The organism is Pseudomonas folii (assembly GCF_014357575.1).
In the GTDB taxonomy this organism is placed as follows: Bacteria; Pseudomonadota; Gammaproteobacteria; order Pseudomonadales; family Pseudomonadaceae; genus Aquipseudomonas; species Aquipseudomonas folii.
The window spans coordinates 15,566-40,077 of record NZ_JACONW010000045.1; the positions used below are offsets into that span (position 1 = coordinate 15,566).

At 57.4% G+C, this 24,512-nt stretch carries 22 protein-coding genes; 8 read left to right on the forward strand and 14 right to left on the reverse strand.

Annotated features, from left to right (window positions below):
• Positions 1–519: 519 nt before the first annotated feature.
• Complete coding sequence (gene rpsU, locus H8S59_RS11815; RefSeq protein ID WP_002551877.1) at positions 520–735, reverse strand: 30S ribosomal protein S21; 216 nt, start codon at positions 733–735, stop codon at positions 520–522.
• A gap of 198 nt (positions 736–933) precedes the next feature.
• On the opposite strand from rpsU, the gene tsaD reads away from it, so the two are divergent.
• Positions 934–1,959, forward strand: a complete 1,026-nt coding sequence (tsaD, locus tag H8S59_RS11820; protein ID WP_095101101.1) for a tRNA (adenosine(37)-N6)-threonylcarbamoyltransferase complex transferase subunit TsaD — start codon at positions 934–936, stop codon at positions 1,957–1,959.
• A gap of 31 nt (positions 1,960–1,990) precedes the next feature.
• Here the strand turns inward: tsaD and plsY are convergent, their stop codons facing one another.
• The gene (gene plsY / locus H8S59_RS11825; protein WP_187521515.1) at positions 1,991–2,560 is read right to left on the reverse strand and encodes a glycerol-3-phosphate 1-O-acyltransferase PlsY; all 570 of its coding nucleotides are present in this window, start codon (positions 2,558–2,560) and stop codon (positions 1,991–1,993) included.
• Between the two features lie 74 nt (positions 2,561–2,634).
• On the opposite strand from plsY, the gene folB reads away from it, so the two are divergent.
• Positions 2,635–2,988 carry a dihydroneopterin aldolase gene (gene folB, locus H8S59_RS11830; protein ID WP_027899460.1) on the forward strand — a complete coding sequence of 118 codons (354 nt, stop codon included), beginning with the start codon at positions 2,635–2,637 and terminating at the stop codon, positions 2,986–2,988.
• Entirely contained in the window at positions 2,979–3,503 is a 525-nt protein-coding gene (gene folK / locus H8S59_RS11835) for a 2-amino-4-hydroxy-6-hydroxymethyldihydropteridine diphosphokinase (RefSeq protein WP_095101107.1), read from the forward strand. Before folB ends, folK begins: the two co-directional genes overlap by 10 nt.
• Before the next feature lie 93 nt (positions 3,504–3,596).
• On the opposite strand, the gene H8S59_RS11840 is transcribed toward folK, so the two are convergent.
• The 11 genes from H8S59_RS11840 to H8S59_RS11890 form a co-directional block, all read right to left on the reverse strand.
• A complete protein-coding gene (locus tag H8S59_RS11840; RefSeq protein ID WP_187521516.1) occupies positions 3,597–4,826 on the reverse strand; it encodes a multifunctional CCA addition/repair protein in 1,230 nt (409 codons plus the stop codon).
• A gap of 121 nt (positions 4,827–4,947) precedes the next feature.
• Positions 4,948–6,510 carry a SpoVR family protein gene (locus tag H8S59_RS11845; protein ID WP_187521517.1) on the reverse strand — a complete coding sequence of 521 codons (1,563 nt, stop codon included), beginning with the start codon at positions 6,508–6,510 and terminating at the stop codon, positions 4,948–4,950.
• Complete coding sequence (locus H8S59_RS11850) at positions 6,507–7,778, reverse strand: YeaH/YhbH family protein (protein WP_187521518.1); 1,272 nt, start codon at positions 7,776–7,778, stop codon at positions 6,507–6,509. The genes H8S59_RS11845 and H8S59_RS11850 overlap by 4 nt, the downstream gene beginning before the upstream one ends.
• A 127-nt stretch (positions 7,779–7,905) precedes the next feature.
• Positions 7,906–9,828 (reverse strand): PrkA family serine protein kinase, encoded by a 1,923-nt coding sequence (locus H8S59_RS11855; RefSeq protein ID WP_027899456.1) that lies wholly within the window; start codon positions 9,826–9,828, stop codon positions 7,906–7,908.
• 286 nt (positions 9,829–10,114) lie between these two features.
• The gene (gene glpE, locus H8S59_RS11860; RefSeq protein WP_187521519.1) at positions 10,115–10,435 is read right to left on the reverse strand and encodes a thiosulfate sulfurtransferase GlpE; all 321 of its coding nucleotides are present in this window, start codon (positions 10,433–10,435) and stop codon (positions 10,115–10,117) included.
• Between the two features lie 132 nt (positions 10,436–10,567).
• Positions 10,568–11,449 carry a symmetrical bis(5'-nucleosyl)-tetraphosphatase gene (locus H8S59_RS11865; protein WP_187521520.1) on the reverse strand — a complete coding sequence of 294 codons (882 nt, stop codon included), beginning with the start codon at positions 11,447–11,449 and terminating at the stop codon, positions 10,568–10,570.
• Positions 11,449–11,829 carry a Co2+/Mg2+ efflux protein ApaG gene (gene apaG, locus H8S59_RS11870; RefSeq protein ID WP_027899453.1) on the reverse strand — a complete coding sequence of 127 codons (381 nt, stop codon included), beginning with the start codon at positions 11,827–11,829 and terminating at the stop codon, positions 11,449–11,451. The genes H8S59_RS11865 and apaG overlap by 1 nt, the downstream gene beginning before the upstream one ends.
• Positions 11,830–11,943: 114 nt before the next feature.
• Positions 11,944–12,750 (reverse strand): 16S rRNA (adenine(1518)-N(6)/adenine(1519)-N(6))-dimethyltransferase RsmA, encoded by an 807-nt coding sequence (gene rsmA / locus H8S59_RS11875; RefSeq protein ID WP_095101119.1) that lies wholly within the window; start codon positions 12,748–12,750, stop codon positions 11,944–11,946.
• Complete coding sequence (gene pdxA, locus H8S59_RS11880) at positions 12,747–13,736, reverse strand: 4-hydroxythreonine-4-phosphate dehydrogenase PdxA (RefSeq protein ID WP_187521521.1); 990 nt, start codon at positions 13,734–13,736, stop codon at positions 12,747–12,749. Before pdxA ends, rsmA begins: the two co-directional genes overlap by 4 nt.
• Positions 13,733–15,055, reverse strand: a complete 1,323-nt coding sequence (gene surA / locus H8S59_RS11885) for a peptidylprolyl isomerase SurA (RefSeq protein ID WP_176469981.1) — start codon at positions 15,053–15,055, stop codon at positions 13,733–13,735. The genes pdxA and surA overlap by 4 nt, the downstream gene beginning before the upstream one ends.
• On the reverse strand, positions 15,036–17,813 hold the full coding sequence (locus H8S59_RS11890) for an LPS-assembly protein LptD (protein WP_187521522.1): 2,778 nt from the start codon (positions 17,811–17,813) through the stop codon (positions 15,036–15,038). The genes surA and H8S59_RS11890 overlap by 20 nt, the downstream gene beginning before the upstream one ends.
• A 129-nt stretch (positions 17,814–17,942) precedes the next feature.
• Here H8S59_RS11890 and H8S59_RS11895 point away from each other — a divergent pair, with 129 nt between their 5' ends.
• The 3 genes from H8S59_RS11895 to H8S59_RS11905 all read left to right on the forward strand — a co-directional run bounded on the left by H8S59_RS11895 (position 17,943) and on the right by H8S59_RS11905 (position 20,468).
• Positions 17,943–18,968 (forward strand): aminoglycoside phosphotransferase family protein, encoded by a 1,026-nt coding sequence (locus tag H8S59_RS11895; protein ID WP_187521523.1) that lies wholly within the window; start codon positions 17,943–17,945, stop codon positions 18,966–18,968.
• Positions 18,969–19,031: 63 nt separating this feature from the next.
• Complete coding sequence (murU, locus tag H8S59_RS11900) at positions 19,032–19,703, forward strand: N-acetylmuramate alpha-1-phosphate uridylyltransferase MurU (RefSeq protein WP_187521524.1); 672 nt, start codon at positions 19,032–19,034, stop codon at positions 19,701–19,703.
• Positions 19,704–20,468 (forward strand): DnaJ domain-containing protein, encoded by a 765-nt coding sequence (locus tag H8S59_RS11905; protein WP_187521525.1) that lies wholly within the window; start codon positions 19,704–19,706, stop codon positions 20,466–20,468. It begins immediately after the preceding gene.
• A 288-nt stretch (positions 20,469–20,756) separates the two neighbouring features.
• Here the strand turns inward: H8S59_RS11905 and H8S59_RS11910 are convergent, their stop codons facing one another.
• On the reverse strand, positions 20,757–21,734 hold the full coding sequence (locus H8S59_RS11910; protein ID WP_187521526.1) for an alpha/beta hydrolase family protein: 978 nt from the start codon (positions 21,732–21,734) through the stop codon (positions 20,757–20,759).
• A gap of 122 nt (positions 21,735–21,856) precedes the next feature.
• Between H8S59_RS11910 and H8S59_RS11915 the strand changes: the two genes are divergently transcribed.
• Together H8S59_RS11915 and H8S59_RS11920 are read left to right on the forward strand one after the other, a co-directional pair.
• Complete coding sequence (locus H8S59_RS11915) at positions 21,857–23,866, forward strand: PAS domain-containing sensor histidine kinase (protein ID WP_187521527.1); 2,010 nt, start codon at positions 21,857–21,859, stop codon at positions 23,864–23,866.
• Positions 23,863–24,492, forward strand: a complete 630-nt coding sequence (locus H8S59_RS11920) for a response regulator (RefSeq protein WP_187521528.1) — start codon at positions 23,863–23,865, stop codon at positions 24,490–24,492. The genes H8S59_RS11915 and H8S59_RS11920 overlap by 4 nt, the downstream gene beginning before the upstream one ends.
• Positions 24,493–24,512: the final 20 nt, after the last annotated feature.

A 24,512-nucleotide genomic window follows, 5' to 3' on the forward strand; every position in this document is an offset into this window, starting at 1 on the left:
TCGTTCTCATATCAAGCGTTCCGCCATGAGGCTCGTGGCGAATCCAGGATGTAACGGCTGCTGCGGGTCTTTCTGTAATGCCACAAGGGCATGCACAGCCTGACTTGAGCGCGACTGCTCATCATTATCTGGAATGGTAGCTGCCAGCAATCTACCCGTGACCCGCTGTTAACATCAGGCAGCAGAACTCAGGCAGTGACGGCTTTAAGCATGTTGCTGTTCGTAGCAAATCGAATGCCGGTTACGGATTCGCTGTGCTCAGCATGTCGAGGGCGACGCTGCCTTGGCTGAACTTCTTGCGAAGATCATCAAGGCATACTCGTCATTCACCTTGATGCGTTCGTCATGAATGACGTGATCAACGTGGCCTGAACCTCAGGCGGGACGTGCTTTGAGGAAGTGTCAGGTGCGCATGTGCGACCCGTGTGCTTCTTCGATGTAGCTTATGCTGTGCCTTAACTGCCGCTAGCCCGGCTTTGGGGCCGGGCATTGCAGAAGCTTGCGACAGACGTCTGTAAATTAATACAGACGAACGGCGCGGCGCTGTTCGCGCTGTACTTTCTTGGCGTGACGCTTAACAGCGGCTGCTGCTTTACGCTTACGCTCAGAAGTAGGCTTCTCGTAAAATTCGCGGCTACGAACTTCAGCCAGAACACCGGCTTTTTCGCAGGAGCGCTTGAAACGACGCAGAGCTACGTCGAAGGGTTCGTTCTCTTTAACTTTGACGGCTGGCATCCAGAGCTACCTTCATTCATTACCGGGGTCAACGTCTCGTGCAAAGACTGCACATAAGTACGTCGGTTTTTAAGGGTTGCGGATGTTAACCCCTCATTGAGAGGAATGCAAAGCCTCTGATCGAAAACCGCTGGTCGGAGCATCGGGTGGCGACTATTATGCGCGCCTTCGAATTCAGCCTATACAAGGCGCAAACCCATGCTAGTACTGGGATTAGAAACCTCTTGCGACGAAACCGGCGTCGCGCTTTACGACAGTGAGCGCGGGCTGCTGGCCGACGCTTTGTTCAGTCAAATCGACCTGCATCGCGCTTATGGCGGTGTGGTGCCGGAGCTTGCGTCACGTGATCACGTCAAGCGCATGTTGCCTTTGATTCGTCAGGTCATAGCCGACGCCGGTGTTGTCACTACCGACATTGATGCCATCGCATACACAGCAGGGCCGGGCCTTGTAGGCGCTTTGCTGGTCGGCGCGTCCTGTGCCCAGGCGCTGGCGTTCGCCTGGGATATTCCTGCGCTGGGCGTTCACCATATGGAAGGCCACCTGCTGGCCCCGATGCTGGAAGCACAGCCGCCGGAGTTTCCGTTCGTCGCTTTGTTGGTGTCCGGTGGGCACACGCAACTGGTTCGGGTCGATGGCATTGGCCTGTATGAGTTGTTGGGCGAGACGCTGGATGACGCTGCGGGCGAAGCTTTCGACAAAACGGCAAAGATGATGGGTCTGCAGTATCCGGGTGGACCTGAAATTGCGGCGCTGGCGACCAAAGGCGTGGCCGGACGTTTTGTCTTTCCGCGTCCAATGACCGACCGCCCAGGGCTGGACTTCAGTTTCAGCGGCCTGAAAACCTCCACGCTGACGACCTGGCAGCAATGCCAGAGCACTGGGGACGACAGTGAGCAGACTCGTTGCGACATCTCGCTGGCCTTCCAGCAGGCAGTGGTGGAGACTTTGACCATCAAGTGCAAGCGCGCATTGAAGCAGACCGGCATGAAGCGTCTGGTGATTGCAGGCGGCGTGAGCGCCAACAAGTCCCTGCGGGCGTCGCTGGAGAAAATGCTGGGCGACCTCAAGGGCAATGTTTTCTACGCTCGTCCTGAGTTCTGTACCGATAACGGCGCGATGATCGCTTTTGCCGGATGTCAGCGTTTGCAGGCCGGTCAGAAAGAAGATTTGAGCATCAGCGTTCAGGCCCGCTGGCCGATGGAGCAGTTGCAGGGTTTGTAGGTGCAACTTGAGGCGGATTCATCCAGGTAATTCAAAAATGCCGTTCGCGCCCGGCAAACAGGTCGCGTAGATTGCCCCGGTGACGCCAGACAATCAGCAATGTGAGCAAGGTCATCGGCAGCAGCGCCCTGGGTTCTTGCCACGCCAGCAATGGCAGGGTCAGCGGCGTGGCGATCAGCGCCGCGATCGAGCTGGTGCGGGTCAGATAGAACACCAGCGCCCATGCACAAATTGCCAGGATGGCGGCGGGCGGATAAAGCCCCAGCAACACACCGGCAGCAGTGGCGACGCCTTTGCCGCCACGGAAGCGAAAGTAAAGCGGGAACAGATGACCCAGCACCGCGCAGAGCCCAATCCAGGCCTGCGCTCTGGGACCCATCCCGGCCATATTGGCGATCAGTACAGGCATCAAGCCTTTGCACAAGTCGCCGAGCAGGGTCAGGATCGCGAGTTTTTTGCCGGCAAGACGCAACATATTGGTCGCGCCCGCATTGCCAGAACCGCTGGCGCGCGGGTCCGGGCTGCCAGTGAGGCGGCTCAGAAGGATGGCGAAGGACAGTGAGCCAAGCAGGTAGGCGAAGATCGCCAGTAACCAAAACATGCTAACTATTCCGGGCTGGGAAGCCCTGATTCTAACGGCGCATCGCGCCCTTGTCGTGCAGTGGAGAGTGGTGTTTGGACAGAGTTTTCATTGAGGGTCTGGAAGTCGATACCGTGATCGGTGCTTACGACTGGGAGCGGGGCATTCGCCAGTGCCTGCGTCTGGACCTGAGTTTTGCCTGGGATAATCGACCAGCCGCTGCTGGTGATGACCTGAGCAAGGCACTCGACTACGCCAGCGTCTCCACACGCATCCTGGATTTTGCCGATAAGGCGCAGTTTCAGCTGGTGGAGACCTTTGCCGAACGACTGGCAGAGGTGCTCATGAGTGAATTCCAGATTCCGTGGCTGCACCTGAAACTGACCAAGCCTGGCGCTGTTGCAGCTGCAGCCGGTGTGGGCGTGGAGATCGAGCGCGGATGTCGCTGACACGGGTTTATCTTGGTTTGGGCAGTAATATCGATCGCGAGAAGCACCTGATCGCGGGGCTGGAAGCGCTGGATGGCTTCGTCAGCGAAATCGTTTGCTCGCCGGTATTTGAAAGTCAGCCAGTCGGGATCAAGAGCGGTCTGTTTTACAACCTGGTGGCGACGGGTTTGACCGCGCTGCCGTTGATGGAGCTGGACCGCCGTCTGAAGTTTATCGAGGCTGATAACGGCCGTTATGCCCCTGACCGCAAGGGACTGCCGCTGGATATCGATGTGCTGCTGTATGGCGATCAGGTGGGGGACTTCGACGGTTTGATCCTGCCTCGTGCCGAGATTCTCAAGAACGCTTTCGTGCTGTGGCCGTTGTCGCTGATTGCACCGGATCGTCTGCATCCTGAGGCAGGCGTTTCTTTCGAGCAGCTTTGGGCTGATGCGCAGATCGAGCAGCAATTGTGGCCGGTGGCGTTTGAGTGGCGCGAAACACAGCTGACGCCGCGGAGTTTGCTGGATAGCTGAATGTTGTAGGAGCTGCCGAAGGCTGCGAACGCGATCGATCAGGTATATCGTTTTCGCAGCCTTCGGCAGCTCCTACAGAAGATCGTATCAATCTCAGCTGTTGTACTGCGCCTTGTAAACCTTCAACGCATCCAGTCGTTCGGCCTTGAGCGCTTCGCCCAGCTCCTGCCCCTTGAAACCCTTCTCGATCAGCGGCTGTACCGAGACCGCGCGTGCCGCTTCAGCTGCGCCGCGCAGGTACTCGGCTTGCGGGTAGTCGCGTTGTTCGAAGCCGTGTCGGCCTCGGGCGTCCATTTCGCAGGCGATGATGAAGTCTTCGAAGCGCTGAGGCCGACGATAGACGTCAAAACTGTGCAGCAAATCGAGCACTGTCGAAGGCTTCAGTTCCAATGCCCGGTGGCCATGGGTGTGATATTCCCCCACAAGCAACGCCAACTCCTGACAGTCGCGTGGCGCCTTGAAGCGAGTATTCACTCCCTTGATCAGCCGTAATCCAGTGTGTTCGTGGGCAATATGCCTCGGCCACTCGTCTTCAGGCGTCAGGCCTTTCCCCAAGTCATGCAGCAAACAGGCCCAGCGCACGTTCAGCGGTTGCTGATGGATGGCTGCCTGTTGCAGAACGCTCAGCACATGCTCGCCGGTGTCTATTTCCGGATGATGGGCGGGTGGCTGGGGGACGCCGAACAGTGCGTCCACTTCCGGCAAAAGCTCCTTCAGAGCGCCGCAGTCACGCAACACGCGAATAAATACTTGTGGCTGTTTTTCCATGAGCGCACGGGAAATTTCCTTCCAGCTGCGTTCCGGCGTCAGCGCATCAAGTTCGCCTGATTCGCTTAGCTGACGCATCAGCTCAAGTGTTTCAGGAGCGATGCTGAAACCTTCCGGCGCGTACCGTGCGGCAAAGCGCGCCACGCGTAGAACTCGCAGGGGATCTTCGGCGAACGCGGGGGAAACGTGGCGCAAAACTCGCGCCTCAAGGTCACGCTGGCCGCCGTAAGGGTCGGTCAGGTTGCCCTCTTTATCTTCGGCGATGGCGTTGATGGTCAGGTCGCGACGGATCAAGTCATCTTCGAGGGTGACGTCGGGGCTGGCATGGAACACAAAGCCGCCATAACCGCGCCCGCTTTTACGTTCGGTGCGGGCCAGGGCGTATTCTTCGCCCGTCAGTGGATGGAGAAAAACCGGGAAGTCTGTACCCACCGGGCGATAGCCCTTGATCAGCATTTCGTCGGTAGTTGCGCCCACAACTACCCAATCGACATCGGTTACCGGTTTGCCCAGCAGGCGGTCGCGCACTGCGCCACCGACTTTATAGATCTGCATAAAAAACCTCCGTAAGCGCGACAGGATAAACCTTGTGTCGCTCTTGCGGAGGTAAAACCGAATCAATAGTCATGGGGTGCCAAACAAATACCTCACTAAATGACTCCTCCAATGCAAGTATCTAGAGGTGCACTACCGCCATATCAAGCCGGGGATATTCACTGTCGGCATGCTCGCTCCTGGGGGGAACGTGATGGGTTTTCATGATCTGGTCGCCTTGCAGCGTCTCCAGATGGATATCAAACCCCCAAAGCCGGTGCAGATGCTTCAGCACCTCGTCAGTGGACTCAGACAGCGGTTTACGGTCGTGCTGTTGATGGCGAAGAGTCAGTGAGCGGTCGCCGCGGCGATCAATGCTGTAGATCTGTACGTTGGGTTCACGGTTGCCCAGGTTGTACTGCGCCGCCAGGGTTTCGCGAATGATCCGGTAACCGGGTTCGTCGTGAATGGCTGGCACCAGCAGGTCGTCTTTCTGATCGTCGTCCATGATGCTGAATAGCTTCAGATCGCGGATCACCTTGGGTGACAGGTACTGGAGGATGAAGCTTTCGTCCTTGAAGCTGCTCATGGCGAACTTCACCGCAGTCAGCCAGTCCGTGCCGGCAAGTTCGGGGAACCAGCGGTAATCTTCCTCGGTAGGCTCTTCACACATGCGGCGTATATCACGATACATGGCGAAACCCAGCGTGTAGGGGTTGATGCCGCTGTAATAGGGACTGTCGAAACCAGGTTGATAGATGACGCTGGTGTGTGAGGTCAGAAACTCCATCATGAAGCCGTCGGTGACCAGGCCCTCGTCATACAGGTCGTTCATGAGCGTGTAGTGCCAGAACGTTGCCCAGCCTTCGTTCATCACCTGAGTCTGGCGCTGCGGGTAGAAGTACTGCGCAATCTTGCGCACGATACGTACGATTTCACGCTGCCATGGCTCCAGCAGCGGTGCGTGTTTTTCGATGAAGTAGAGGATGTTTTCCTGCGGTTCAGCGGGGAAGCGAGCGTTGTCCTCTTTGCTGTTCTTGTCGGCATTTTTGGGGATGGTTCGCCACAGATCATTGATCTGTTTCTGCAGATGTTCTTCCCGGTCTTTCTGCCGACGACGTTCTTCTTCGGCGGAGATCGGGTAGGGTCGTTTGTACCGGTCCACCCCATAGTTCATCAGTGCATGGCAGGAGTCGAGCAGGTCTTCGACCGCGTCGATGCCGTGGCGCTCTTCGCATTGCATGATGTATTGCTTGGCAAACACCAGGTAATCGATGATCGAGCTGGCGTCGGTCCAGGTCCTGAACAGGTAGTTACCCTTGAAGAAGCTGTTGTGCCCATAACAAGCGTGGGCCACTACCAGTGCCTGCATGCAGATGGTGTTCTCTTCCATCAGGTAAGCGATGCAGGGGTCAGAGTTGATGACGATTTCATAGGCCAGACCCATCTGGCCACGAGTGTAGGATTTCTCCGTGCTGAGGAAGTGTTTGCCGTAGGACCAGTGGTGATAGCCCAAGGGCATACCCACTGAGGCATAGGCATCCATCATCTGCTCGGCCGTGATGACTTCAATCTGATTGGGGTAGGTATCCAGCGCATAGCGTTCCGCGATACGGCTGATTTCACGGTCGTAGGCCTGGATGAGTTCAAACGTCCACTCGGAACCCGTGGACAAGGGTTGGCGCTTCTGCTCTCTAGCGGTCATGTCACTAACCTGCGCTGGAAGAGTTCACGGAATACCGGATAGATATCACCGGCAGAGACCAGCTGCTGCTGGGCAAACGTGTCGGAGAATGCTTCCCCGATGCGTTCGTATTCGAACCACAAGGCCTGATGTTCACGTGGGGTAATTTCCACGTACGTGTAGTACTGCACAAACGGCATGATCTGCTTGATCAGGATGTCGCGACAGATAGGCGAGTCATCATTCCAGTTGTCGCCGTCCGAGGCTTGAGCTGCGTAGATATTCCATTCGTTGGTGGGGTAGCGCTCAGCCATGATTTCCTGCATCAGCTTGAGTGCGCTGGAAACGATGGTGCCGCCTGTTTCCCGCGAATAGAAGAATTCTTCCTCGTCGACTTCCCGGGCGCTGGTGTGATGGCGGATGAATACAACTTCAATCTTGTCGTAGTTACGTTTGAGGAATAGGTACAACAGGATGAAGAACCGTTTGGCGATGTCTTTGGTGGCCTGAGTCATGGAACCAGAAACGTCCATCAGGCAGAACATCACCGCTTTGGAGCTTGGGTTGGGCTGTTTGACCAACAGGTTGTATTTGAGATCGAAGGTGTCGAGATACGGTACACGTCGAATGCGGGCTTTAAGGCGATCAACTTCAGCTTCCAGCTCCTGAATGTCCCCGAAGTTGTCCGGTTCTTCACGCTTTAAACGATCCAGTTCAGTAATCGTTTCTCTGAGTTTGGCGCGGCTGCTGCCGGACAGGGCAATGCGACGCGCGTGAGCGGAACGCAGGGTGCGGATGATGTTGATGCGCGAGGGGTTGCCCTCGTTGCTGATACCAGCTCGTACGGTTTTGAAGGTGTCGGTGCCGGTCAGATTGCGTTTGACCAGATTGGGCAGTTCGAGGTCTTCGAACATGAACTCCAGAAACTCCTCCTGAGTGATCTGGAAGACAAACTCATCCATGCCCTCGCCGGAATTACTGGCTTTGCCGGGCCCTTTGCCTCCGCCACCCCCTTGTGGGCGGGCAATGTGCTCACCCGTGGTGAATTCCTTGTTGCCAGGATGAACCACGGTCTGTTTACCGCCACGACCGTGATGGAGCACCGGTTCGTCGATGTCGCGACCGGGAATGCTGATTTGCTCGCCATGTTCCATATCAGTGATGGAACGGCGACTTACGGCTTCTTCGACTGCTTTCTTGATGTGATCACGGTAACGCCGCAAAAACCGCTGGCGGTTTACCGTGCTCTTGTTCTTGCCATTGAGACGTCGGTCGATCACATAGCTCATAGGCCCCTCCGGGGAGCTTCAAGTCGTAAGCTTCAAGCTGCAAGAGAGCGCGCCATCAACCCCGAGCCCGGGACTCGACCGCTTTTCTCTTGCAGCTTGTCGCTAGAAGCTTGCAGCTGCTTCTCTACTACTGCGACTTCCGGACCCGTAGGTACCATTCGGAAAGAAGCCGTACCTGTTTGTCGGTGTAGCCCCGCTCGACCATTCTGGTAACGAAGTCGTTGTGCTTCTGTTGATCCTCTTTGCTGGCTTTTGCGTTGAAACTGATGACGGGAAGGAGGTCCTCGGTGTTGGAGAACATTTTCTTCTCGATCACCACGCGCAGTTTCTCGTAGCTGAGCCAGGTCGGGTTTTTGCCATTGTTGTTAGCACGGGCGCGCAATACGAAGTTGACGATCTCGTTACGGAAATCCTTCGGATTACTGATGCCGGCCGGTTTCTCGATTTTTTCCAGTTCTTCGTTCAGGGCCACGCGGTTGAGGATTTCTCCGGTTTCCGGGTCGCGGTATTCCTGATCCTGAATCCAGAAGTCTGCGTACAGCACATAGCGGTCAAAGATGTTTTGCCCGTATTCGCTGTAGGACTCCAGATACGCGGTCTGGATTTCCTTGCCGATGAACTCGATGTAGCGCGGCGCCAGGTATTCCTTGATGAAGCGCAGGTACCGCTCGCGGGTTTCAGCCTGGAATTGCTCCTGCTCGATCTGCTGCTCAAGCACATACAGCAGATGCACCGGGTTGGCGGCGATTTCGTGTGGATCGAAGTTGAATACCTTGGACAGGATCTTGAACGCAAAACGTGTAGAGAGCCCGTTCATGCCTTCGTCGACGCCTGCGCCGTCGCGGTACTCCTGAATCGACTTGGCCTTTGGATCGGTATCCTTGAGGTTTTCGCCGTCGTACACGCGCATCTTGGAGTAGATGTTGGAGTTATCCGGCTCTTTCAGGCGCGACAGGGTGGTGAACTGCGCGAGCATTTTCAGGGTGTCTGGCGCGCAATGGGCCTTGGACAGCGAACTGTTGAACAGAAGCTTGTCGTAAATCTTTATCTCATCGCTCACGCGCAGGCAGTACGGCACCTTGACGATGTAGATCCGGTCGATGAACGCTTCGTTGTTCTTGTTGTTGCGGAAGCTGTGCCATTCCGATTCGTTGGAGTGGGCCAGCAGAATACCGGTGAACGGAATCGCGCCCAGGCCTTCGGTACTGTTGTAGTTACCTTCCTGGGTAGCGGTGAGCAGTGGGTGCAGCACCTTGATCGGCGCTTTGAACATTTCGACGAATTCCATCAGGCCCTGGTTGGCCCGGCACAGCGCGCCAGAATAGCTGTAAGCGTCGGCGTCGTTCTGTGGGTATTCCTCGAGTTTGCGGATATCGACCTTACCCACCAGTGCAGAAATGTCCTGGTTGTTCTCGTCGCCCGGCTCGGTTTTGGCTACCGCGATCTGGTTAAGAATCGATGGATAGAGTTTGACCACTTTGAACTGGCTGATGTCGCCCCCGAACTCAGCCAGACGTTTGGTCGCCCAGGGCGACATGATGGTGCTCAGATAGCGACGCGGGATGCCGAAGTCTTCTTCGAGAATCGCACCGTCTTCGGTTGCGTTGAACAAACCGAGCGGAGATTCGAAGACCGGCGAGCCCTTGATCGCGTAGAACGGGACTTTTTCGATCAGTTGTTTGAGTTTTTCAGCCAGCGATGACTTACCGCCACCGACCGGGCCGAGCAGGTAAAGGATCTGTTTCTTCTCTTCCAGGCCCTGAGCGGCATGGCGGAAGTACGAGACGATCTGGTCGATGCATTCTTCCATCCCATGGAAGTCAGCGAAGGCCGGGTAGCGGCGGATGACCTTATTGGAAAAGATCCTCGAAAGCCGGGAGTTGGTCGAGGTATCAACCAGCTCTGGCTCGCCGATAGCAAGCAACAGTCTTTCTGCCGCAGACGCATAGGCGCTGCGATCCTGCTTACAGAGCTCTAGATACTCCTGTAAGGAGAGCTCCTCCTGCCGTGTCGATTCAAAGCGTTGTTGGAAGTGGCTAAAAATACTCATGACGTCACCTCGCTCGATACGTAGAGCCGGCGGCGGATCGTCAGTCGATGTTGGCAGCAGCCGAGAATCCAGCTGCCGTTTACCCCCCAAACACCATAAAAGTAGCTACCGATGACCCACGCGCCGGTGTACCGGCTCTCCCCTGATTACGGATGGCCTGAGGCTAAGGATAGTTCGGAATCGGAAAGATAAAGAAGGGATGAGCAGAAAGACTGGCTGACCGTCCGTCAGTTAGGTCGCGAGCCCGCGCAGGACGCGGGATCAACTGCAATAAAAATATTTTCTGTCAGCCCTGGGCTGTGTCGGCTGGAAAGGTGTTGCGCCATAGCTCGAAGCCACCGTCCAGACTGTATACGTCGGAGAAACCCTGATTCACCAGATAGGCTGCGGCGCTCTGGCTGGAGTTACCGTGATAGCAGACCACGACCACGGGCTTGTCCAGGTCGGCATTGCGGATGAAGTCGGCAATGGAGTGGTTGTCCAGATGCTGGGAGTCCGGGATGTGGTTACCGGCGAAGGCTTGGGGATCGCGAACGTCTACCAGCACTGCACCTTGTTCACGCAAGGCTTGAGCCTGTTCTGGTGGGATGCGTTTGAATTCGGTCATGGTTGGCTCCTTTGAATGTTATCCGGGGTGTGATTCTGTAGGAGCTGCCGACGGCTGCGAATGGAGGTTTGGCAGATATACCGCTTACGCAGCCTTCGGCAGCGCCTACAGTTGAAGTACGTTGTGCTGAGTTTAGCGCCTGATCACGCCAATCGGGTCATGCAGAATGGTTCGGGTCGCCCCTGATTCAGCATTGCCGTGGTCATCGCAATCGCAGAGATACCGCTCAAAGGTATCAACGTTAAGCATGGTCATGGCGGAGCCCCATACGCATCCGGTGTCCAGCGCGTAGACATCAGGCTCGTCGCAACGGCCCTCCAGCGCGGCCCAGTGGCCGAAGATGATTTTCACATCGCGTGTCCTGCGGTCCTGATGCTTGAACCACGGTGCATAACCGGGCAGGGCGGTTTCGATGCCTTCCTTGCCCTTGAGGTCCAGTCTGCCGTCGCTGGTGCAGAAGCGCATGCGGGTGAAGTAATTGGTGATAACCCGTAGCCGTGCAACGCCATGCAGGTCGTTGTCCCACTTGTTTGGCTCGTTGCCATACATTCCGTCGAGGAACTGGGGGTAGAGCGCGTCATCAAGCAGGGCGGTTTCAACCTCAGCGGCAAGCTTGAGGGCTTTCTTCAAGGTCCACTGGGGGGGGATACCGGCGTGAGCCATGGCAACGTTGCGCTCGGCATCGTAGTGCAGCAGCTTCTGCTGACGTACCCATTGCAGCAGGTTATCGCGATCGGGTGCTTCGAGAATGGGGCGCAGGGTATCGCCTTTCTTCAGGCGCTCAATGTTGCGCGCTGCGGCGAGCATATGCAGATCGTGATTGCCGAGTACGCAGGTCAGCGAGTCACGGATGCTGTACAGAAAGCGCAGGGTCTCCAGCGATTGAGGACCGCGGTTGACCAGATCGCCCACCAGCCAGAGGCGATCCCTGGTTGGGTCGAAATTCACATGTTCCAGCAGGCACTGCAGTGGTTCAAGGCAACCTTGCAGGTCACCAACGGCGTACACCGCCATCAGTGAAGGGACCCCGGTACCGCCAGGCGAAAGGGTGCAATCACCGCATCGAAGCGCTTGCCGTCGTCAGCCAGCATTTGATACGAGCCCTGCATGTTGCCCACTTTGGTCGTCATCACGGTGCCGCTGCTGTACGTATGGCTTTTACCGGCAGCAATCAAAGGTTGTTGCCCCACCACGCCCTCACCGCGTACCTCTTCGACATGGCCATCACCATCGGTGATCACCCAATGCCGGGACATCAGCTTGGCGGGCAGTTCGCCGCTGTTGTGGACGGTGACGGTGTAGGCAAAGGCAAAGCGATTCTGCTCGGGTTGTGACTGCTCTGCCAGGAAGCGTGTGACGACGCTGACGTCGACCTGGTATCGGGAATCGGGCATTCGGTAGGCCTTGGAAGCGGATGCGGATAAAACCGGCAAGCCGGTGGAATCAGTCTAGGACATGTAAACGATAAATGACCAATCGGACTTCGATCATCGACATGTCCTTTGGGCTCAGGCCTGTGCTGGCATTTCGCTCAGCTTGTCAGCGAGGCGAACGAATGCGGCGAGATCCAGTTGCTCGGGGCGTAGACTGCCATCGACCCCGGCAGCAGTAATATCGTCACTGCTGAGCAGTAACTTGAGCGTGTTGCGCAGTGTTTTGCGGCGCTGGTTGAACGCCTCACGTACCACACGCTCCAGCAGGCGATGATCCTTGGCCGGATGCGGCAGTGTTTCGTGGGGCACGAGTCGGACGATCGCCGAATCCACTTTTGGCGGCGGGTTGAAAGCACCCGGCCCGACGTTGAACAAGTGCTCAACCCGGCAATGGTACTGAACCATGATCGACAGACGACCGTAATCACCGCCACCAGGAACTGCTGCCATGCGCTCAACCACTTCTTTCTGCAGCATGAAGTGCATGTCGCGAATCAGGTTGGCGTTATGCAGCAGATGGAAAATCAGCGGCGTGGAGATGTTGTAAGGCAGGTTGCCTACCACGCGCAGGCTGTTGGCCGGTGCGTTGAGGGTGGTGAAGTCGAATTTCAGTGCGTCGCCCTGATGCAGGTTGAAATTGGGCTTGCTGCCAAACTGGTGGATCAGGATCGGGATCAGATCCTTGTCCAGTTCCACGACGTCCAGTTGTGCGCCGCTGCCAAGCAGGCCTTGGGTCAAGGCACCCTGGCCGGGCCCGATCTCAAGCAGGCGATCTTCCGGCCGGGCACGTATGGCTCGCAGGATCTTGTCGATCACGCCTGCGTCATGCAGAAAGTTTTGTCCGAAGCGCTTGCGCGCCTTGTGTTGAAATTGCTCGGTCATGAATGAGTCTCGGCCATCTGATAGGCGGTTTCCAGAGCGACCTGCAGGCTGCCGGTGTCGATATTGCCGGTGCCTGCCAGATCCAGCGCAGTGCCATGGTCGACAGAGGTTCGGACAATCGGCAGGCCGAGAGTCACGTTAACGGCAGCGCCGAAGCCTTTGTACTTGAGCACAGGCAGGCCTTGGTCGTGGTACATCGCCAGCACTGCGTCGCAGTGCTCCAGATATTTGGGGGTAAACAGAGTGTCAGCTGGCAGTGGCCCTCGTAGATCAAGGCCCTCGCTGCGCAGACGCTCCAAAGCAGGTTCTATGATGTCGATCTCTTCGCGACCCAGATGTCCGCTTTCACCGGCATGAGGGTTGAGCCCGCACACCAGAATACGCGGCCGGGCGATACCGAACTTGTTCACCAGGTCGGCGTGCAGAATGCGTGTTACGCGCTCCAGACGCTCGGGGGTGATGGCGTCAGCAACATCGCGTAGCGGGAGGTGAGTGGTGACCAGCGCGACACGTAGATCGCCGGTCGCCAGCATCATCACCACTTGTTCTGTTCCGGTCAGTTCGGCGAGAAACTCGGTATGGCCTGAAAAGGCGATGCCGCTTTCATTGATGACGCCCTTGTGGACCGGGGCAGTAATCATTCCGGCGAAATGGCCGTCCAGACAGCCTTGTCCGGCGCGGGTCAGGGTTTGCAGGACGAACGCGCCATTGGCTTTGTTCAGTTGGCCCGCAATCACCGGCTCGTGCAGTGGCGTATCCCAGACATAAAGGCTGCCGGCAGGGGCGGCGGTGTCCGGAAAGGCATCAGGTGTAACGCTGATCAGATCGACAACCACGCCCAGCTGCGCGGCCCGCTCGGTGAGCAGGTCGCGGCTGGTAATGGCAATAAGGGGGTGTGGCTGAAGTTGCGTGGCGAGTAGCAGGCAAAGGTCAGGACCAATGCCGGCCGGCTCGCCGGGTGTCAGTGCGAAACGCCGGGGTTTCACTGTGCAGCCTGGGCTGCGCCAGGGAGCTTGATCTCAACGTAGGCTTCGTCACGGATCTGACGTAACCAGGTTTGCAGCTCTTCATCGTACTTGCGGTTGCGCAATACCATCAGGGCCTGCTGGTCGCGCGCCTGGTTGGTTGCGTCCGTGGCGCGACGGCCCAGAACTTCCAGTACGTGCCAGCCGTAAGCAGTCTTGAACGGCTTGGACAAGGTGCCTTGCGGCGTGTCGTTCATGACCTGACGGAACTCCGGAACCAACGAGTTCGGGTCTACCCAGTTAAGGTCACCACCGTTGAGTGCCGAACCCGGATCTTCCGAGAAGCTCTTCGCCAGTTCAGCGAAGTCATCGCCGTTCTGGATGCGATCATAGATTTTCTGCGCCAGACGCCGGGTTTCTTCTTCGCTACGAATTTCGCTTGGCTTGATCAGGATATGACGCACGTGTACTTCATCGCGCATCTGTGTCTGACCCTGGCCGCCGCGCTTCTCCAGCAGCTTGAGGATGATGAAACCGCCCGGAGTACGGGCTGGAGGCGTAACGTCACCAACCGGCATCGAACCCAGCATGTCGCCGAAAGGAGGCGGCAGTTGAGCGGCTTTACGCCAGCCCATGTCACCACCTTCAAGGGCGCTTTCGCTGGCTGAGTTGGCAATGGCGGCCTGACCGAAGTCCGCGCCTTGCTTGAGCTTGCTGTACAGATCCTGAGCCTTGCGAGCAGCGGCCTGAATCTGGTCTGACGATGCACTGTCAGGCGTAGCAATCAGGATGTTCGCCAGGTGGAACTCTTCGGACAACTGAGCCTGACCCTGGCCGGAAGCCAGAAAGTTTTTCACTTCCTGTTCCGAAACCTGAATACGCTCGGCTACACGGCGTTGACGCACCCGGCTGATGATCATTTCCCGACGAACCTGCTCGCGCGCGTCGTTGTAGGAAAGACCGTCATGGGCCAACGCGGCGCGGAATTGTTCCACGCTCATGTTGTTGCGTTCAGCAATGGTACCGATTGCCTGATTCAGCTCTTCGTCAGTGATGCGAATGCCGGAGCGGTCGCCTATCTGCAGCTGCAGGTTTTCCAGAATCAGACGTTCCAGAACCTGTGGCTGCAGGGCCTCTGCGGGAGGAACACCCGAACCGCGTTTGGCAATGGTCTGTTGAACCTCGCGGACACGCTGGTCCACCTGGCTCTTCATGATCACATCGTTATCGACGATGGCTGCAACGCTGTCCAGTTGTTGAACTGCAGCGTGGGCTGCAGTCCCCAGGAGTAACGCGCCCAGCATTAGCGGGCGCAGACAATCAGAAAGCTTGGTCTTCACGTTCACGATAACCTTGGATGCCTTTGTCGAGGAAACTCTCTACCTTGGCGCCAGTTACACCGCCCAGTCCCTTCAACACGATTTGTAGGAATACGCCGCGGTCGCCTTTTTCGTTTTCAGGCTCGTTCTGGCTGAACTCGTCGTAATCAATCCAGTAACGGCTGATCAGGCGCAGTTTCCAGCAGCAGTTGTCATATTCGAAACCACCAAAGGCCTCGATTGTGCGATTGCGGTTGTAATCGAACTGCCAGCGGCTGATTGCGTTCCACTGCGGCACGATCGGCCAGATGACCGAGAAGTCGTGCTGCTGGATCTTGTAGTAGTCCTTCACGTAACCCGGTTGACCTGGAGTTCCGTAATCGCCACCACCCACTGTCCATCGACCGGTGTTCTGGTCGTAGCGGATCTGATCATCGCGATACCGATAGCCAAAGTTGACGATCTTGTTCGGATTGTCTTCAGGCTGGTAGTGGAACATCGCACTGCCCGAGCGAGTACTGCGGCTGTCCGGATCCCAGTTGAAGTCGGAATTCAGGCGCCAGTCGCGGTTGAAGCGGTATTCGTATTCCAGTGCGTAAGGCGAGACGTTGGCTTGTGCATCGTCACGGTCCTTGAAGACCACGCCCGGCAGTTGAACTTCACGATCCTTGAAGTACAGAGCCTGACCGATGCTGAAGCGCTGACGCTGGAAACCATTGTCTTCAATCCAGCGGTTTGTAATACCCAGTGAGAGCTTGTTCTCGTCACCAATGCGGTCTGAGCCCGCGAAACGGTTATCGCGGAACAGCGAGGCATAGTTGAAAGTAGTTTCGGAGCTGTCAAAAACCGGAATGTCGGTCTGATCTTTCTCAGGAACATAGAGATAGAACAAACGGGGTTCCAGCGTTTGACGATAATCCTTGCCGAACCAGTTGGTGTTCCGGTCAAAGTACAGGCCGCTGTCGACACTGAAGATCGGTACGCTGCGGCTTTGGCTGCTGCTGTACTCTTCATCGGCAAGCAGGGATGCCTTGCCCCGTGCATCCAGGTCCAGATCGTACTGGGTGTAGACATACTTCAGTTTCGGCGTCAGGAACCCGTAACTCCAGTTCATCGGAAGGCTGACCGAAGGTGCAAGGTTCAAGCGGTCGCCGTTGGCGCGTGCCAAGCCGGAAACGTTGGTATCCAGACGGGTCTCAGGGTTCCCGTCCTGGTCAATGTAAGTGCCGTTGCGCAGGTCACGGTCAAAGCGGACTGCTTCGGTCTCATAGTCGAACTGCAAACCACCTGGATGGTAAGGCAACGACCCATTGAAGGTGATTTGTGGCAAGCGGTCGTACGGGGTAATTCTCGATACCGTCGCCAGCTTGTAAGCCTGGGCGTTGAAAACGGCATTGAAATTATCGCCACGGTACGTCAAGGAACCCTGTTGGTTGAGGAATTCCGATTGCTCGACACCAATCTGGTCCGATTGCAGGTCCTGGAAGTAATATGGGTCGCTGATATCGGTGTAGTCAACGTGGGTCAGCCAACGGGAGTCTAGACCGCCCTTGTGCTGCCAGTTCATCATCCAGCGAGTGTCTTTGTAATCTGTCTGGTCTTTACGCTCGTCATCGTCGTCATTGAGGTACGCGCCGCCGAACTGACCTTCACTGCTTTTGGTCAGGTAGCGGAACTCGCCTTCCATCAACATGCCGCGTTTGGACATGTAACGAGGATAGAGCGTGGCATCGTAGTTCGGTGCCAGGTTGAAATAGTACGGCGTCACCAGCATGAAGCCGGTATCGGTGCTGGTGCTGAAGGACGGCGGCAGGAAACCTGACTGGCGACGATCATCGATCGGGAAGTAGATATACGGGGTGTAGAGCACCGGTATGTCTTTAACCCGAAGGGTGGCGTTGGTCGCCGTACCGAAGCCGGTGGCCGGGTTCAGCGTGATGTTGTTGCCTTTGAGCGTCCACGCGTTGCTGTTCGGTTCGCACGTGGTGTACGTACCGTCCTTGAGGCGAATGATCGCGTTCTCGGCACGCTTGGCATACAGGGCGTTACCGCGAACGTTCGACTTGTGCAGCACGTACTCTGCGTTGTCGATCTGGGCTTCACCGGTGTCCAGTTGCAGCTCTGCACGGTCACCTACGATGAGTGCGCCGTTGTCGCGCATGCGGACATCGCCGTTCAGCTCGCCGCGGTTTTCGGCTTGATACAGGTTGGCCTCCTGGGCCTGAACCTGCATGCTGCCCTGACGCAGAACGACGTCACCGGCCAGCGAAGCAATCTGTTCTTCCTGCTGATAACGCGAAGCCTTGGCACCGATGAACATCGGCGCGTCTTTCTTCGGCGTCTTGTCATCCATGCCAGGACGAATCGGCTCGACGTAGGCCCCGGAGCAATAAGGTCCGGTTTCTGCGAGCTGAGCAGGCGTCAGGCTTTCGCGAGGAACCCAGTCAAGGTGGCTGTAGTCAGCACTGCGCGACTTGAGACCGCGGCCTTTGGCGTCGGTCACCAGCTGCGGCTTGGCCGCAGCGGGTTCGCTGGTGGAGCTACTGTCCGACGTGACAGTGCCGTTGGAGCTGACCGACGTAGTGCTGTGCACTGGACGCGGAGGCAGCTCGACTGCATTGCTTTTCGGCGCACAATTCCAGGCACCCGAAGCAGAGACTGAGCAGTCATACTGTTCCGCGGCGACCACGAACTGAGTGGCTAGAGGTTGCATCGCCAGCAAACTGCCGGTTATGAGCAACGGAAACTTTCTACGAAACGCGGGGGATTTCAATGCCATCTTATTAATCCGGGCTTCCTGCGCGCCATCTGCCCGCGGGGGGGCCGCACGCCTCTCGATGGGCTGAAAAAGATGTCGGATAATAAAGCATGACCCGCTTGACGGCTAGCGCCGTCGGAGACCCTTGTAATGCCAGATCAAGATGTACGCCTGCAACGCCTGAAAACCTGGCTCGATGAGCAGCTTCCAGCGCTGTTTTCAGCGCACGGCTGGGGCGCGATTCCCCCGGCCACGTTGACTGCGGCCAGTAGCGATGCCAGTTTCCGCCGTTATTTTCGCTGGGAGGGCGGTGAGCAAACTTTTATTGTGATGGATGCTCCGCCACCTCAGGAAAACTGCAAACCGTTCGTGGATATCGCCCGTTTGTTAAATAAATCAGGGATTAATGTTCCTGAAATTTATGCCGAAGATCTTGTTCAAGGCTTTTTGCTGTTAAGCGATCTTGGGCGAAAAACCTATCTTGATGTTATCAACGAGCAAAACGCGGACTCTTTGTTCGCCGATGCTTTCGACGCGCTGCTGGCTTACCAGCAGTTGCCGATGGACGCGCCGTTGCCCGGTTACGACGTCGCCTTGTTGCGCCGTGAGCTGGAACTGTTTCCTGAGTGGTATGTGCGCAAGCACCTCGGCATCGAGATGGATCAGCAGCAGTTGGCGAGTTGGCAACGGGTCAGTGATCTCTTGATCGAGAGTGCGCTGGCGCAGCCCAAAGTGCTGGTGCACCGAGACTTCATGCCGCGTAATCTGATGCTCAGCGAACCCAATCCGGGGGTGCTGGACTTTCAGGATGCGGTCTACGGCCCCGTTACTTACGACGTCACCTGCCTGTTCAAGGACGCCTTCATCAGTTGGCCGCAAGAGCGCGTGCACGCCTGGCTGGAAACTTACTGGGAAAAGGCCCGTGCTGCGGGAATTCCTGTTCAGGATGACTTTGCGGAGTTTCTGCGTGCCAGTGACCTGATGGGGGTGCAGCGGCATTTGAAGGTCATCGGGATTTTCGCCCGTATTTGCCATCGTGACGGCAAACCGCGTTATCTGGCCGATGTTCCGCGCTTCTTTGCTTATATAGAGGCGGTGCTGGAGCGCCGACCAGAGTTGGCTGAACTGGCTAATTTGCTGACTAGCCTGAAGCGACCGGCGAGCGGATCGCTCTGAATCGCGCCACGGTATGAAGGTCATCATTGAAATAAGGCTATCGATTGTGTTGACGAGGCAGGCATGAAAGCGATGATTCTGGCAGCAGGGAAAGGCGAGCGGATGCGTCCATTGACCCTGCACACCCCCAAGCCTCTGGTCCGTGCAGGCGGTGTGCCGTTGATTGAATATCACCTGCGCGCACTTCACGACGCAGGGTTCGGCGATGTGGTGATCAACCACGCATGGCTTGGGCAGCAAATTGAAGATTATCTGGGGGACGGCGAGCGTCTGGGGCTGCGTATTGCGTACTCGCCTGAAGGCGAACCGCTTGAAACGGGCGGCGGTATCTTACGTGCGCTGCCGTTGCTCGGTGACCAGCCTTTTGTGGTTGTGAACGGCGATGTCTGGACCGATTACAACTTCAGCGCGCTGCGTGTACCACTGGCCGGTCTCGCCCACCTTGTGTTGATCGATAATCCGGAGCACCACCCGGAGGGCGACTTTTCGTTGATCGACGGGCAGGTTCGTGATTCCAGCGATGCCGGTGCAAGGCTCACCTACAGCGGCATCGCCATCCTTCACCCGAAACTGTTTGCAGGTTGTCAGGCCGGTGCTTTCAAGCTCGCGCCCTTGTTGCGCGCCGCCATGGAACAAGGGCAAGTGACCGGTGAGCATTTTACCGGGCAGTGGGTCGATGTCGGCACCCATGAGCGGCTTGCTCATGTCGAACAGTTAATCGCGGCGGGACACTGAATGCTCTGGCCATCGACCCTGTTGGGCGCCGGAGCCGGGTTTGCCATTGCGAGCATTCCGGGCGCCTTGCTGGGAGCGCTATTGGGACAGGCGCTGGATCGGCGTCTGGCACTGCAAAGCTGGGCGCATTTGCGTGAGCGCATGGGCGGTCGAGGGGCGCTGCGCGATGATGAGTTGCTGTTCGTTCTGCTGGGTCGGTTGGCTAAAAGTGACGGTCGGGTGGTAGAGCAGCATATCCAGCAGGCGCGAGTCGAAATGCGTCGTATGGGCATGAGCGAACCCGCTCAGCGTCGGGCCATTGCGGCCTTCAATCGAGGCAAGGAGGGGGGTGATAATCTGCGTGGTTATCTGCGTCGTCTCGCCCCCCAGCCTCACACGGCAGAAGCGCTGCTGCGCGCCTGTTGGCGCATGGCATGGGCCAACGGCAGACCTTCGCGTGGCGAACGGGAGTTGATCGTCTGGTGGGGGAAATGGCTGGGCTGGTCGCCAGCGAGGGTTGACTCCCTGGCTTCCGAACACGAAACACCGCGAAAACCGCTGGCGAACAACAGCAACGATTACCAGGCCGCGTTGAAGCTGCTGGGTGTGCAGGCCGATGCAGACCCCTCGCATGTAAAACGTGCCTATCGCCGTCTGCTCAGTCGGCACCACCCGGATAAAGTCGCTGGTTCAGGCGCTAGCCAGTTGCAGGTGCGGGATGCGACGGACCGGACTCAGGATTTGCATAACGCCTACAAAGTGATCAGAGCGCGGCGCGGGTTTTGATCATGGTGTTGTGCTTTATTCTGCGGGAGATTCTATGTTCGTCTGCAATCTGACGTGGGACCGGCTTTAGCCGGGAAGGCGGCATTTCTGACGATAAAGATGTACTGAATGTACTGGCCTCTTCCCGGCTGAAACCGGTCCCACCTCATCAGTAGTTCCTGTGGGTGCTTGCCCGCGATACATGAGACGCAGTAAGACGACATACCGCGTTATCGTTTATCGTCGGAATGCCGCCCAGACCAGGCACCGCTCCCACAGGTGCAGCATTTCCGCTCCGATCGATCATCTTTACTGCGCCTCAACCCACCCGCGGATCCTGCGGAACATCTGTTCCTGTTCGGCGGCGGCGTTACCCGGAATCGCGGTCAGGGGAATCTGGCTGTAGCCCGGTCCTTTTGTGCGCTTGCTCACTTGCAGGCGCTCCATTGGCGCCCTGTTGGTCGGGTCCTTGAAGATAAAGTCCGAGGTTTTCACTTTAAGGCCCGGTATCAGCTCGGTCAGCAGCGGCTTGGCGTCTGCGGGCTCTCGCGCCGTGACCATGGCGAATTTCTGTACCAATGGCGCCGGGCGTTCACTCAAGTAGCGGGCTGCCCAATAGGCACCACTGCCGTGACCGAGCAGCACGATGCTACGAGCCTTGTTCTGTTGTGCGAAGCTGATGCCGCTTTCAATTCTGGCAAAGATACGTTCAGTCTGAGCCTTGGCCTGCTCTTCTGCGGCGGCGGCTCTGGCTGTTTCGGCAGCAGCCTCTTTTTCCGCGGCAGCGGCTTTGTCAGCATCGGTTGGCGGGGTGGCTTTGGCCGGGTCTTTGGATTTGTCTGCTGCGCCCTCTTCTGCAGGGGCATCGGCGGCTCTGGCCTGGTTGTAATCAGCCATCTGGTCGGGCAGGGTCAGGCTCAGGCTTGACCAGCCGATGTCCGGAAACTTGCGACGCAGCGGACCTACGACATCCGGGGAATCAGCCGACTCGTCTGCACCAGGAATAATGATCACTGCACCTCTTGGGTCGTCAGTGTTAGCGGGCTTCCACAAGGCGAGGAAACTGTCTTCGCCAGCCTGCAATTGCTGTTGATCGGCAACCGGCAAGCGCCCTTCAAGGGCCAGCGCATCTTCTTGAGTCCGGGGTAGCAGGGGAGCCCTTTCCACAGCAGGTTCGGTTGCAGCATCTTTTGCAGGCGCGGGATCAGCCGCCATGACAGGCAACGCGCAAGGTAGTATCAGCGCCAGACAGAGCGAAGGAAGCGTTGCGCGAAATGTGTAGGACATCGGATATTCCAGGCCAGAAACTATCCCGGCAGCCTAATGGGTTGGTAAGGATTTGTCAGGCTTATGCTTGAGTGGCGCATCGGTTCAAACGACTAGATAGAACACATGGGAACGACACCTTGATGATGGTTCTGCTGCGCACTGGAGTTATCGGCTGTCTGGCCCTGCTCTTGATGATTTTCAACACAGCGGCTCAGGCTGATTCAGAGCCTGCTGTTTCCACACCTCTGTCGGCAGAGCAGCGCGCATGGCTTGCAAAGCGTGGCCCCTTGCGGGTCGGGCTGGTCATGCAGGCACCTTATGCGCAGCTTGATCGTCGCCAGCAGCAGCTTTCCGGCGCCAGCGTTGACCTGATGAATATGCTCGGCAGGAGCCTGCAAACTGAACTGCTGTGGCGTAACTTTCCTGATCAGGCCGCTTTGGAAGAAGCCTTGGCGCAAGGCATGGTGGATATCGCTCCCGGCCTGACCCAAACTCCGGCGGGCCTTCGTGTCTGGTTGTTTTCCGATCCCTACATGCGGATTTCGCAATTGGTAGTGGGCGAGCGCGATGGTTCGGGTGTCGTGGACCTGGAGAAGCTTGATAGCCGGACGCGGGTTGCGATTCGCATGCCCAGCGTGACCGCCGATTACCTGCGCAGCACGTATCCTCATCTTAATCTGCAAGGCGTGCCGCTGGATCGGCAAGCACTGCAATTATTGCTGAGTCAGCAAGCGCGCTATGCCGTGCTCGATGAGGCGCAACTCAGTCGCTTGTCTCGCGAGCCGGAGTTTGCCGGGCTGAGTATTGTCGGCGATATCGGCTATCCCCAACTGCTGCGCGTCGCCTCCCGTCGCGATGTGCCTGAGTTGGCGGACATTATCAGCGTCGCCCTGCATGCGATTCCGGCCAAGGAGCTTGATCAACTGCATGCACGCTGGCTGCCGCTCAACGCTGTGAAAGCCAGCGAATCGCCTGGGTTCTGGCAAAACATCTGCCTGTTGCTGCTGGTATTGCTGCTGGCCAGTTTTGCTATCGTCATCTGGCAGCGACGTCAGCAGCAGTCGCTGGAACGCGATGTGTTGCTGGCTCGCGAAGAGCTGGCTCGGCGCGAGGCGGGCGAAGAGGCGTTAAGGCTCGCACAGTTTTCCATTGATCAAAGTACTGTGGGGATTCTCTGGGTCAACTGGGACAGCCGCGTGCGTTATGCCAACCATGCGGCAGAAGCGATGCTGGGCTATTCGTCCGGCGGTGTGGTGGATCGGCCTTTGATTGATTTCGAGCCCACGCTGCACATGGACCGCTGGTTGGGCCTTTGGAAAAGTGCGCGCTCCAGCGAAGGGATTGCCCAGACATTCGAAACCAATTGCGTGTGCGCCGACGGAAGCATTCTGCCTGCCGATGTCTCCTTGAGTTTCCTGCGTTTCGAGGAGTCCGAGTATCTGGTGGTGTTCCTCACTGATGTGACCGAGCGCCGTCGTTACCACGAACAACTGCGTGAGCTGTCGGCGCATCTGGAAAGCGTGCGCGAGGAGGAAAAGGCGCGCATCGCTCGGGAAGTTCACGACGAATTGGGTCAGATGCTGACCGTGCTCAAGCTGGAAACATCCATGTGTGAGCTGGCTTATGCCGATCTTGATCCAGGCTTGCGTGACCGGCTCAACAGCATGAAGCGCCTGATATCGCAATTGTTCCAGCTGGTACGCGATGTGGCGACCGCGCTGCGTCCGCCGATCCTCGATGCGGGCATCGCGTCGGCCATCGAATGGCAGACTCAACGATTTGAGGCGCGCACACAGATTCCGTGTCTGGTGGACGTGCCTGATAATTTGCCGCCGCTCAGTGATGCCTTGGCGATTGGCATGTTCCGGATTCTGCAGGAGGCGCTGACTAACGTGATGCGTCACGCTCAGGCGCACACGGTGGACGTGAGCCTCACGCTGGATAACGGCGTGATGTGCCTGACCATCGCTGACGACGGAATTGGTTTTGTTCAGCCCCAGGGTAAGGTCGTGTCGTTCGGGCTGGTGGGCATGCGTGAGCGGGTGTTAATGCTTGGTGGTCGATTGGAACTGGACAGTGAGTCAGGTGAAGGCACAACCTTGCGTGCCTATATTCCGCTGCATCAAGCCCGGCAGGAGCAACACAAGTGATTCGTGTACTGGTAGCTGAAGACCACACTATTGTTCGTGAAGGCATCAAGCAGTTGATCGGCCTGGCAAAGGATATGCTCGTGGTAGGCGAGGCCAGTAACGGTGAGCAGTTGCTGGAGACTCTCCGCCAGACTGAATGCGAGGTGGTGTTGCTGGATATCTCCATGCCGGGTGTGAATGGCCTTGAGGCGATCCCGCGTATTCGCGCACTGACCAATCCGCCAGCCATACTGGTGCTGTCTATGCACGACGAAGCGCAGATGGCAGCGCGTGCCTTGAAAGTCGGTGCTGCCGGTTATGCGACCAAGGACAGTGATCCGGCGCTGCTGTTGACGGCGATTCGGCGGGTAGCGGCGGGTGGTCGTTACATCGACCCGGACCTCGCCGACCGCATGGTTTTCGAAGTGGGCCTGACGGATAGCAGGCCATTGCACTCGCTCTTGTCCGAGCGCGAATTCTCAGTGTTTGAGCGCTTGGCGCAGGGCGCCAACGTCAACGATATCGCCCAGCAGCTGAACCTGAGCAGCAAGACCATCAGCACCCATAAAGCGCGGCTGATGCAGAAGATGAACCTGCATTCCCTGGCTGACCTGGTGAAATATGCGATGGAGCATAAGTTGTTGTGATCTGAAAACGACATGTCCGA